This is a genomic window from Lactonifactor sp. BIOML-A5 (genome assembly GCF_009677585.1).
Taxonomy (GTDB): Bacteria; Bacillota; Clostridia; order Lachnospirales; family Lachnospiraceae; genus Lactonifactor.
The window spans coordinates 25,212-37,028 of sequence record NZ_WKYV01000012.1 but is presented as its reverse complement, the minus strand read 5'-3'; the positions used below and the strand labels follow the sequence as shown (position 1 = coordinate 37,028).

The 11,817-nt window shown below is 45.9% G+C and carries 11 protein-coding genes; 1 reads left to right on the top strand and 10 read right to left on the bottom strand.

Going from position 1 to position 11,817, the window contains the following annotated elements:
- Positions 1 to 166: 166 nt before the first annotated feature.
- Entirely contained in the window at positions 167 to 952 is a 786-nt protein-coding gene (locus GKG41_RS11200; protein ID WP_154258656.1) for a DUF975 family protein, read from the top strand.
- 108 nt (positions 953 to 1,060) lie between these two features.
- Here the strand turns inward: GKG41_RS11200 and GKG41_RS11195 are convergent, their stop codons facing one another.
- The 10 genes from GKG41_RS11195 to GKG41_RS11150 all read right to left on the bottom strand — a co-directional run bounded on the left by GKG41_RS11195 (position 1,061) and on the right by GKG41_RS11150 (position 11,806).
- Positions 1,061 to 2,266 carry an aspartate kinase gene (locus tag GKG41_RS11195; protein ID WP_154258654.1) on the bottom strand — a complete coding sequence of 402 codons (1,206 nt, stop codon included), beginning with the start codon at positions 2,264 to 2,266 and terminating at the stop codon, positions 1,061 to 1,063.
- A gap of 86 nt (positions 2,267 to 2,352) precedes the next feature.
- The gene (locus GKG41_RS11190; RefSeq protein WP_154258652.1) at positions 2,353 to 3,555 is read right to left on the bottom strand and encodes a cofactor-independent phosphoglycerate mutase; all 1,203 of its coding nucleotides are present in this window, start codon (positions 3,553 to 3,555) and stop codon (positions 2,353 to 2,355) included.
- Positions 3,556 to 3,565: 10 nt separating this feature from the next.
- Positions 3,566 to 4,783 carry a homoserine dehydrogenase gene (locus tag GKG41_RS11185; RefSeq protein WP_154258650.1) on the bottom strand — a complete coding sequence of 406 codons (1,218 nt, stop codon included), beginning with the start codon at positions 4,781 to 4,783 and terminating at the stop codon, positions 3,566 to 3,568.
- Positions 4,784 to 4,790: 7 nt separating this feature from the next.
- The gene (locus GKG41_RS11180) at positions 4,791 to 5,234 is read right to left on the bottom strand and encodes an ACT domain-containing protein (RefSeq protein ID WP_072849632.1); all 444 of its coding nucleotides are present in this window, start codon (positions 5,232 to 5,234) and stop codon (positions 4,791 to 4,793) included.
- 65 nt (positions 5,235 to 5,299) lie between these two features.
- A protein-coding gene (prfB, locus tag GKG41_RS11175; protein ID WP_226902258.1) for a peptide chain release factor 2 occupies positions 5,300 to 6,425 on the bottom strand; the annotation gives its coding sequence in 2 pieces (ribosomal slippage) (positions 5,300 to 6,349 and positions 6,351 to 6,425; 1,125 coding nt in all).
- Between the two features lie 150 nt (positions 6,426 to 6,575).
- Positions 6,576 to 7,346: an ATP-binding cassette domain-containing protein gene (locus GKG41_RS11170; protein WP_154258646.1), complete on the bottom strand. Its 771-nt coding sequence runs from the start codon at positions 7,344 to 7,346 to the stop codon at positions 6,576 to 6,578.
- Positions 7,337 to 8,308, bottom strand: a complete 972-nt coding sequence (locus tag GKG41_RS11165) for an ABC transporter ATP-binding protein (protein WP_154258644.1) — start codon at positions 8,306 to 8,308, stop codon at positions 7,337 to 7,339. The genes GKG41_RS11170 and GKG41_RS11165 overlap by 10 nt, the downstream gene beginning before the upstream one ends.
- Before the next feature lie 10 nt (positions 8,309 to 8,318).
- Positions 8,319 to 9,176: a nickel transporter permease gene (gene nikC / locus GKG41_RS11160; protein WP_154258642.1), complete on the bottom strand. Its 858-nt coding sequence runs from the start codon at positions 9,174 to 9,176 to the stop codon at positions 8,319 to 8,321.
- Positions 9,173 to 10,123: an ABC transporter permease gene (locus tag GKG41_RS11155; RefSeq protein WP_154258640.1), complete on the bottom strand. Its 951-nt coding sequence runs from the start codon at positions 10,121 to 10,123 to the stop codon at positions 9,173 to 9,175. The genes nikC and GKG41_RS11155 overlap by 4 nt, the downstream gene beginning before the upstream one ends.
- 60 nt (positions 10,124 to 10,183) lie before the next feature.
- A complete protein-coding gene (locus tag GKG41_RS11150; RefSeq protein ID WP_154258638.1) occupies positions 10,184 to 11,806 on the bottom strand; it encodes an ABC transporter substrate-binding protein in 1,623 nt (540 codons plus the stop codon).
- Positions 11,807 to 11,817 lie beyond the last annotated feature (11 nt).

Genomic DNA, 11,817 nt, shown 5'->3' with positions numbered 1-11,817 from the left:
TAGGAAATCTTACCCGCTTTTATACCGTCTGTTTTTTATAAAGGGAAAGTTTAATTATTTTCTTATTTTTGTATATTTTTTTACTGGAAAGTGATATTGTTAATTTGGCATATTATTGCTATAATAACATGGAACATTTAATCCTACAGGAAAGGTCGTAACATCTATGAAAAGAACATCCGCCCAATTGAAGCAATCAGCCAGAATGGCGCTGAATGGAAAATACGGAACACCTATGGCCGGCTTTCTTCTGCTGGCGGTAATCGCCGTCTCCCTATACATGCTGTCTACCGCACTTTTTGGGGGCTACAGCATTTCAACCATGGTGATGGAGCAGATATTTACCATTGTTATCTCCTTGATCCTCTCCGTATTCTCCGCCGGTTTTTTTAAGCTTCACCTGAATCTGTGCAGGAACCAGCCATTTCGCGCAGGGGATATTGCCTATGCCTTTTCCCATCATCCGGATAGGATCATTATCTCTGCGTTTTTGCAGTCCATTCCGGGATTCATTGTACAGGTTCCCCTGTATGCTGCCTTGATGACTTACTATCAGCATCCGGAGCGGATGACCAACCTCTCCCTGAATCTGATTATGCTGGGAACTACACTGGCAGGCGGTCTGGTGAATCTATTTGTGAAATTGCTGTTTTTCCTCTCTATTCCTATGCTTCTGGATAATCCGGAACTAGGAGCTCTGGACTCCCTGAAGGAAAGCTTAAGGCTGCTGAAAGGGTACAGAGGACGCCTGCTGTACATTGAACTAAGCTTTCTGGGAATGCTGGTATTATCTGTATTTTCCTGCTACATTGGGCTTTTATGGGTAGTACCCTACATGACGGCAACCCAGGTCTTTTTCTACCTGGATGTGACAGGAGAACTTGACGAACCGGTTCAGGAGGTACATTCTGAATATGAAAACAATTATGGAAATTATAACAATATTGGATAATTGTATAAAATAAAAAAGCTGCTCATTTGATGAGCGGCTTTTTTGAAGTGATTTTGGGACGTGTTCTTTCTAGAAAGAACACGTCCCAAAATCAGACCGGCCTGTCCCTTATTCGGCAAGCCCAAAGGCATCATGTACTGCATTCATAGCTTTCTCTGCATCTTTTTCTTCAATGAGTACGGTTACACGTATCTCTGAGGTGGAAATCATATTAATGTTAATTCCCTCATTATACAGGCTCTCAAACATTTTTGCCGCCACCCCGGGATTGGACATCATCCCGGCACCAACTACGGAGAGCTTTGCAATATCTGTCTTATATTTTACTTCATCATAAGCAAATCTTCCGGATTCACGGATTGCCTGCACTGCCTCTTCCAGATCGGTATCCGCTACGGTAAAGGAGATATCTTTTGTATTGTTCCTGCCAATGGATTGAAGAATTACATCTACATTGATGTTCTTTTTTGCCAGTGTATCAAATAATTTAAATGCGATTCCCGGTTCGTCTTTTAAGCCGATAACTGAGATCCGGTCTGCATTTTTATCCAGGGCCACCCCGGTGATGAGCATTCGTTCCACTTTTACTTCCTCCTTAATCACAGTACCCTCTGAGTCATTCAGACTGGAGCGTACCACCAGAGGCACGCCGTATTTCTTTGCCATTTCCACGGATCGGTTGTGCAGTACCCCAGCTCCAAGAGTGGCCAGATCCAGCATCTCGTCATAAGTGATCTCTGCCATTTTCCTGGCTGTCTTTACTATTCGGGGATCTGCCGTGTAAACTCCGTCTACGTCTGTATAAATCTCACAGGCATCTGCGTGGAGTACCGCTGCCAGTGCAACTGCTGTGGTATCCGAACCCCCTCTGCCCAGAGTGGTATAATCATTGTATTTGTTGACTCCCTGAAAGCCGGTGACAATAACAATTCGCCTGTTTTCCAACTCATTGCGGATGCGATCGCTGTCAATTCTTTTCAGCCTGGCGCTGCCGTAATTGCTGGTGGTATACATTGGAACCTGAAAGGCGTTGAGAGACACCGCCGGAACCCCCAGCTGGTTCATAGCCATTGCCATGAGAGACACAGACATTTGTTCACCGATGGTAAACAGCATATCCATCTCTCTTTTGGGTGGATTGGGATTGATGTCTTTGGCCTTTTCAATCAATTCATCCGTATATTTTCCCATGGCCGAAAGCACTACAACAACGTCATTTCCCTTTTTATACTCTTCGGCACACCGGCCTGCCACATGAAAAATCCTCTCTTTGTCAGCAACCGAGGTCCCTCCGAACTTTTTAACAATCAGCATAGTTACCTCCAATTATGAATATCTGCAAAAAACCTGGCTGCATTTACTCTCGGCAAATCGCAGCCAGGTATATCTTTTCACCCTATTTATCTGGCAAACAAATAATCCATCAGCTCATAGCCGTGGGCAATAACATTGCCGCTGGCTCCGGCTTCTTTTTCATTGTAGTTCCAGGCATTATCCTGAAGCTTTGTACTGTCATAGAGCATATACGGCACTGGATTCCCTGTATGAGTTCTCACACAGATTGGAGTGGGATGATCCGGAAGTACCATCATACGATAGTCTTCCCCTGAAGCATCCATACGATCTTTCACATACTGAATCACTCTCTTGTCCAGATATTCAATAGCCTGTACCTTTCTCTCTACACTTCCCTGGTGCCCCATCTCATCGGGTGCCTCCACATGGATATATGCAAAATCATATCCGTCCTTTGTCAGTGCATCCACTGCTGCCTGGGCCTTCCCTTCGTAATTAGTATGAAGCCCTCCGTTGGCGCCCTCTACCGATATATTATGCATACCCGCTCCTGCCGCAATACCCTTTAGCAGATCAACCGCGGAAATCATAACACCCTTTTTGTGGTATTTATCCTCAAAAGACGACAAGGCCGGACGGGTGCCTGCGCCCCAGAACCAGAAACTATTAGCAGGGTTCAATCCTTTCGCCTTTCGTTCCAGATTCACTGGATGGTCCTTTAAAATCTCATAGCTCCTCTTCTGCATGTAGCGAAGCTTCTCGTCCTGAGGAAGATACTGCCCTATCACTTGGGTCAGTACATCATGGGGAGGGGTCAGAGGCACCACGCTTCCCTTAGCCCAGATCAGACAGTGACGGTAGCTGGTTCCCAGATAAAATTGGTAAATCTCATCTGAAAGCTCGCTGGTTACAGCCTCCAGCAGGATTTTAGCATCCGCGGTACTGATTTCCCCGGAGCTGTGATCCATAATTCTCTGCTCCTCATAGGGCTTATCCTCTTCGGTTATGGTTACAATATTACATCTAAGAGCCACATCATCGGGCTTCATATCCACACCGATGCTAAGTGCCTCCAGGGGAGAACGGCCGGAATAATAGATCTTGGGATCATAACCCAGCACGGAAAGATTTGCCGTATCACTGCCGGGAGTCATCCCTTCCGGTATGGTATGTACCAGGCCGATCTCAGCCTTTTTTGACATTGCGTCCATGGCTTTCGTGTCGGCATACTCCAGCGGCGTTTTAAGGCCGAGCGCCTCCAATGGTTCATCGGCCATACCATCGCCTAACACCACTATATATTTCATGATTTTACTCCTATACTCTTGCTCTGATTCTGCTGATCACGCCTTCCACGCGGGCAGCTTTCTCCCTGAACTCTTTCTCTGTCATCTCTTCCGTCAGGAATCCGAACTCATCTGCCACATCTGCCACTCCATAGGGCTGTACATTTCCGAATACTTCTTCCACCTTAGAGATATCACCGGTCATGCTTCCTTTCACCCGGACAAAGAAACGGTTCTTTACTTCTTCCACATCCATAAGATCTAACTTCTTGCTGCTCCAGCTCATCATAATATTTCTGTGAAGATGCTTTGCACAGTCTACCACATCCGCCACCACTGCACTGGCAGTGGGAAGTTTGCCGGCGCCGCTGCCATAGAACATGGCATCTCCCAGCACATTGCCGTGCACAAAAATAGCATTAAATACATCATTCACACTGTAAAGCGGACTTTTGCGGTCAATCATAACAGGAGATACCATGGCATAGAACTTGTCTCCCACCTTTTTGCTGGTGGCCAGCAGCTTAATGCTGGTGCCCATAACCTTGGCATACTTGATATCTGTAGCTGTTATCTTAGTAATACCTTCTGTATAAATATCCTCATAGTCCACATGATCCCCGAAGGCCAGAGAAGAAAGAATAGCAATCTTACGGCAGGCATCATAGCCTTCCACATCCGCCTCAGGGTTGCGCTCTGCGTATCCCTTGTCCTGGGCATCCTTTAATACTTCATCAAAATCAGACCCATTTTCTGCCATCTGGGACAAGATATAGTTTGTAGTACCGTTTAAGATACCAGTGATCTCATCTATTTCGTCCGCTGTTAAAGAAGAATTCAGGGGACGTATGATAGGAATTCCGCCGCCGCAGCTTGCCTCAAAGAGATAATTGATATCCCTTTCTTTCGCTATCGCAAGGAGCTCTACCCCATGCTTTGCCACTAACTCTTTATTGGAAGTACATACGCTCTTACCGGCTTCCAGCGCCCTTTTTGTAAAGGTATATGCCGGTTCCACTCCGCCCATAACTTCTACTACGATTTGTATCTCCGGATCGTTTATAATAGTCTCAAAATCATGTACCAGAACTTCCTCCACCGGATCCCCCGGAAAGTCTCTCAAATCCAGAACATATTTAATATTAATATACTCACCGGCTTTTTTATTAATACTGGTGTGGTTCGTCCTGATAACCTCCACAACTCCGGAACCAACCGTTCCATACCCTAACACTGCGATATTAATCATCGTTTTTTCACTCCCTGCCTAGTATTTTTAAATAATGTACACCCTGACATGCTTCGATATCATCCACCATAGCTTCCGCGTCTCCCCTGTTGGGGAGAATATCCACACTTAACGTCAGACTGGCAATTCCATTGATGGGGATACTCTGATGTATCGTCAGAATATTTCCGTGATTCTCGGCAATGGCCTGCAGCACTTCAGAGAGCAGACCGGGTTCATCATCCATCTGAATAATGAAGGTAATGGTCTTACCTCTGGCATTCTCATGAAAGGGGAAAATATCATCCTTGTATTTATAAAAAGAGCTTCTGCTGATTCCAACCTGCTCTGTAGCTTCCTGCACAGTCATCCCCTTTTTGGAATCCAGCAGCCGCTTAGCCTCTACCACCTTTGCCAGTACCTCCGGCACAGCCTTCTCTTTTATTACAAAGTACTTACTTTTTTCAGACATGTCTATCACCTTGTTCGTTCACGAAATACATTTGTTTTTCCACAAAAGATATTAGCATAAACTGCTTAGTTCTGCAAGTCTTTTTTGGAAAGGGTTATCCATTTGAGATATGCATTGATAAATAAATCCAGATCCCCGTCCATAACAGCATCCACATTGCCTGTTTCCGCGCTGGTCCTGTGATCCTTGACCATAGTATACGGCTGCATCACATAGGAACGAATCTGATTTCCCCAGCCAATCTCTGACACCTCTCCTCTGATGCCGGAAAGCTTTTCTTCATTTTCCTGCTGTTTTAAAAGATAGAGCTTTGCTTTTAACATCTGCATGGCCTTATCTTTGTTCATATGCTGGGAGCGCTCATTCTGACACTGCACTACAATATTGGTAGGCAGATGGGTGATCCGGATGGCCGAAGACGTCTTATTAATATGCTGTCCTCCGGCGCCGCTGGATCGGTAGGTGTCGATTCTTAGATCCTCGTCACGAATCTCAATATCAATATCTTCATCAATGTCCGGCATCACATCGCAGGACACGAAAGACGTCTGGCGTTTCCCCGCTGCATTAAAAGGAGAGATCCGTACCAGTCGGTGGACCCCTTTTTCCGATTTCAGATATCCATAGGCATTGATCCCTCTTACCTCAAAGGTTACCGACTTAATCCCGGCCTCATCGCCGTCCAGATAGTCAATGACCTCTGTAGTAAATCCATGCTTATCTGCCCATTTTCCATACATCCGGTACAGCATGCCGGCCCAGTCACAGGACTCGGTTCCCCCTGCACCTGCATGGAGCGTTACAATGGCATCATTCTTATCATACTCCCCTGACAGAAGAATCTTAATCCGAATATCTTCAAAATCCCTTGTGAACTCTTCCAGCATTTCCTGAATCTCCGGGATAACCGCGGGATCATTTTCCTCATATCCCATCTCGATCATCAGTTCCATGTCTTCCATTTGGGTTTTCAGACGATGATACGTGTCCATATCATCTTTCATTCCCTTTAATTCCTTCATCATCTTCTGGGAGCGCTCTGTGTCATCCCAGAAGCCGGGAGCTTCCATTTCTCTTTCTAATTCCTGAATCCGCTTTTCCTTGTTAGCCAAGTCAAAGTGAATCCCCCACTTCCACTAATGGTTCTGCGTACGTATTCAATGTATATTTGAATTGATCTAATTCAACCACAGCTTCACCTTCTTTCAATTAATCGTACTATTCTTCATTATAATGGGATCCGGCAGAATACACAAGGGAAAATCTATTTTACTAATCAGCCAATGCCTTCCCTCACCGGCAGCCCATTTCCAAGTTCTGACTCACACTCTTACGGCGTATTTAACAGTGCATATAAGATCGCAGCAGTTTCTTTGTATATACATGCTGCGGATTAGAAAACACATCCTTTACAGCCCCTGATTCAACGATCTTTCCGTTATTCATCACAGCCACCCTGCTGCAAAAAGACTGTACCACCTCCAAATCATGAGAGATAAACAGCATGGCAAGCCCCTGTTCCCGGTGTTTGCTTTTCAGCAAACTGAGAATCTGCGCCTGTACAGACACATCCAGCATCGATGTAGGTTCATCGCAGATTAATAATTTCGGATTTAGTGACAGTGCTCTGATAATAGAGAGTCTCTGAGCCTGTCCTCCGCTGATTTCATGGGGATATTTCTTAAGCTGGTCCCTGGTGAGTCCAACCTGCTCCATTAATTCCTCCGCCAGACGGTCCCTCTCCCCCCTGGTTTTCACCAGACCGTAATTGGACGCCGGTTCGGTACAGGCGAACCGGATGGTCCCTCTTGGATTAAATGTCATCTGGGGATGCTGGAACACAACCTGGATGTCTCTGTGCACCTCCTTCCACTCTTTTTTCCTCAGTTTTGTAAGATCTCTGCCCTCAAACAGAATGCTTCCCTCTGATGGTTTTAATAATCCCAGGATCATTTTTGTAATGGTAGTTTTGCCGCAGCCGCTTCCGCCGATCAGTCCGAAAATCTCACCCTTTTTCATTTCAAAGCACACATCCTGCACCGCATGGACTGTCCGGGTGCGGATGACGCCTGACCGGTACTCTTTGCTTACGTGGTTTACTTCTAAGAGCATAGCTGTTCCTCCCTGCTTTTTATTATCTCTCCCCAGCGGCGGCATCTCACCCAGTGTCCGGTATCCGCCTCCTCCATCTCCTGAGAGTGGCTGCACACTGCATCTCTGTACCTGCATCTTGTACAGAATTTACATCCCTCGGGCAGTTCTGAAAAAGAAGGCATGAACCCTTCCATTACCTCAAATCCATTGGCAGGCATAGCCCGGATAAGACCTCTGGTATATGGGTGGATTGGATGATGCAGAATGTCTTCTGTTTTGCCTACTTCTACGATCTCACCACAGTACATGACCGCCACACGATCTGCCACATAACTTGCCACCCCAATATCATGGGTAATCATCATCATAGCACACCCCATTTCCTGTTTTAACCTCAGCAGGATATCCGCAACCTCTTTCCGGAGAGCCCAGTCTATGGCTTTCGTAGGCTCGTCAACAATCAGCAGACGGGCATGTGTTATCATTCCCATGCCAATCAGCACCCGCTGGCACATACCTCCGCTCAGTTCCCACGGGTAATTTCCGTAGCATCTGTCCTTTCCGGGAAGCTGCAGACGCCTGAAAATATCATATACAGCAGTACGGACGCTTTTTCTTTTTACTTTTCCCGTGATGCATTCAGCCACCTGGTTTCCAACCCTCATCATAGGATTCAGAGAGGTACCGGGACTTTGGGGAATTGCAGAAATCTCTTTTCCCCTGAGTTCACGGTAGTTTTCCTCCCCCATATATAAAATTTCTTTCCCTTTATACAATATCTCGCCTTTTACCAGGGCATTTTCGGGAAGCAGCCGGAGAACCGCACTTCCTGTCACAGACTTTCCGCATCCGGTCTCTCCGATTACTCCCAGAATCTCTCCCTCTCCAATAGAAAAGGAAACATTTCTCAGTACCTGAACCTCTCTCTTCTCTACCAGAAATCCTACATTCAGATCCTTAACCTGTAATAAATCCTTCATTTCATCCTCCTCACTCCGACTGCACTGACTCTCTAATTCTGGGATCCAGCAGATCCCTGATACCGTCCCCCATCATATTAAATCCGAGGGCCGAGACTGCAATAGCAAGTCCCGGAAACAGTGTCATCCAGGGAGCATACTGCATATAATTCTTTCCGTCGCTTATCATTACCCCCCAGTCCGGCGAAGGAGGCTGGGCCCCCAGTCCCAAAAAGCTTAATGACGCACAATATAAGATAATACTGCCAATATCCAGGGAAACCATAATTAGGATTTTAGAAATAACATTGGGGAAAAAGTATTTTGCCAGCAACTGCAGATTACTGCTCCCTATGGCTTTTGCAGCCTCAATATATTCCGCATTCTTTAATAGAATTGCCTCACCTCTTGCGATTCTTGCATACCTCACCCACTGGACACAGCAGATCGCTAGAATCAGATTCCCCTGACCTGTACCCAGCAGAGTTGATATCGCCAGCGCAAATACAATGGTGGGAAACGCCAGCAGTACATCTACCAGCCTCATCAGTATCATATCCATAAAACCGCCGAAAAATCCTGATACCAATCCGATTCCCGTCCCCAGCGCTGCGCTTACAAGCACTACTGCCACAGCTGTTGTCAGAGATACCCGGGATCCTTCAATGACCCTGCTTAGAATATCTCTCCCCATATGGTCGGTACCAAACCAATGTTCTCTGCAGGGAGGAATGAATTTATCTCCAAGAGACATCTTTGTAGGATCATACATCTCCAGATAGGGTGCGAAGATTACGATCACAAACATACATCCGGTGATGATAATACCTAAAATCAAAATTATATTTTTACGGGTCAGCATATTGAAAAAACTCCGAATTTGTCTCATGCTCTCTCTCCTCCCGTATATCTCACCCTGGGATCGATACATGCATATATGATATCTACAATTACATTCACTATGGCATATCCAAAAGTAATCAAAAGGACGCATCCTTCTATCATAGGCAAGTCCTTAGCGTTTACCGCATCAATAAACAAAGCGCCGATCCCCGGCCAGGAAAAAATATTTTCTACAATAACGGCGCCTCCAAGAATATGGCCAATCTGTAACCCTAGAACGGTTACAATAGGGGGAATTGCATTGCGGATGGCATGTCCCCATACTATTTTCCCCGGTTTTAATCCCTTGAGTTTTGCCACCGTGATATAATCCTGTCCCAGTACATCCAGCATACTGGACCGCATCATTCTGGTTGTTGTTGCAACCATACCAACAGATAAGGTCACAGCAGGCAAAACGATGCTGGCCGCCCCTGTCATTCCGCTTACAGGCAGCAATTTCAGCCGAATAGAAAATATGATAATTAAAATCAGTGCAATCCAAAAGGATGGGAAGGAGGAAGTCAATAGTACAAATCCCCTGACTCCATGATCCAGAATACCATTATGACGAAGGGCGCTGAGTATTCCTATGGGCAGTGCAATGATTACAGAGAGAAGAAATGCCGCTCCCCCCAGCACAATGGTATTCAAAACCCTGACGGCCAGCATCTGAAGCACTGGTTTATCATATTGATAGGATGTTCCCAGATTTCCTGTCGCCACATCCTTCAGCCACTCCAGATACTGCACATATACAAGCCTGTTCAAATCAAATTTATCTCTTACCCGCTCAAGGGTCTCTTCTGATACTGCATCTTCCCCGTATACGGAGACAATAATTGCTTTCGCTGTGTCTCCCGGGGTAATGTGCACCATAAAATAAGTCAAAGTAGATACCAGCCACAGCACGATAAATACAACGCCCAATCTTTTTACTATGTATTTTGCCATTGTGTTCCTCCTGTTCTTTATAATAAAGAAGGGAGCTTTTTATCAGCCCCCTTTTACTATCTATTTTAAACTAACTTCATTCGGAACGATAAAATCATGCACCGCAGCGCTGTACGAGAAGTTCTCAACCGCATCCGAAAGTACAAAAACCGCACCATAGTCTGCTACCGTGTAGACAACTGCATCTTCCTGAGCGATTGCCTGGGCTTTCCTGCTCAGCTCATTTTTTTCCTCTCCTCTGTCGGCAGCCTTGCACTGTTCTATCAGCCTGTCAAGTTCCGGATTAGAGTATCCGATGTTCTTCCCATTGCTGCTTTTGGAATGATAATAGGTTTCCAGGTAGTAGGAAGCAGATGGCACATAGCCAGTTGCCGCTGAATTCAGACAGAGATCAAAGCTGCCCTTTTCAATCACTTCATTGTATGCATTTCCGTCCAGCACCTCTACGGCAGCCTCAACCCCGATGTTCTCAAAATATCCCTGGGTTGCCTGGGCAATCAGCGCGTTTCCCGGGCGGCGGGAACCAGTTACTATATTCAGCGACAGTTTTTCCCCATTTTTATCCAGGATTCCGTCTCCGTCACTGTCCTTATACCCTGCTGCCTCCAGCATAGCTTTTGCTTTCTCAGCATCGTAATCATAATTGTCTACTTCTATGTTGGCCCATGGCATATCTTTGATAAATATACCCTCTGGTACTGCGCCTACTCCCAGCAATACGTCTTTCACCAACTCATCTCTGTTGATGGCATAGATCAAAGCTTTCCTCACATTTGCATCTTTCAGATACTCTTTATTCACATTATAGGAATAAAAATAGGTCCTGGCGGTGTTAAACTGCTGCACCTGTATCCCATCCGCATCCTTCAGCGTCTCCAAATCACTGAAGGGAACATCTGTGGCGACATCTATCTCATGATTCTGGGCAGAGAGAGAGCGGGTGCTGGCATCCGCTATGCTCACTATCTTTCGTTCTGTTACATTGGTTTTGACGTCTTTATAATATCCGTCATAAGGGACACAGGTAAATGTACCGGAACCAACATCAAAGCTCTCCTGTTTAAAATACCCGGTTCCTACGGCTGTCACGAATTCTCCTGCATCGTTTACAGATGATTTTGCTACAATGGCCGTACCTACATTCGTAAATGCCTCCGGAAGTTCACCGGTAGGCTCAATCATAGCAAACTGCACTGTATAGTCGTCTATAACCTCCACGGTGTCAATCCCTGTTGTTTGTCTGAGAGACTCGTTATCCTTCAAACTTCTGTCCAGACACCATTTAACTGCTTCCGCATTAAATGAGGTTCCGTCATGAAATGTAACATCATCCCTCAATTTGAATACCCAGGTCTTATCTCCTGTGCGCTCCCACTCTGTGGCAAGAGAGGGCTGAAGCTCAAAATTAGAATCTACGTTCACTAAAGTCTCAATGACACCCGCTACTTCTTTCAGCATAGTAGCGCCGTCTCCATCCATTACGTCGAGAGACGTAATGGTGGAAGGAAATGCCAGGCGAAGCACCTTCTTATCCGAAGCACTGTCTTTGGCCTCTTCCTTACCTGTCTCCCGGGAAGCATCTGTGTCAGTTTTCGGTTCTGTTGATTTGTTGTCACCGCATCCTGCCAGCATAGCTATGCACAGCCCTGCTGCCAACACCTTTGTTATTCCTTTGTAATTCATAAACTCCTCCT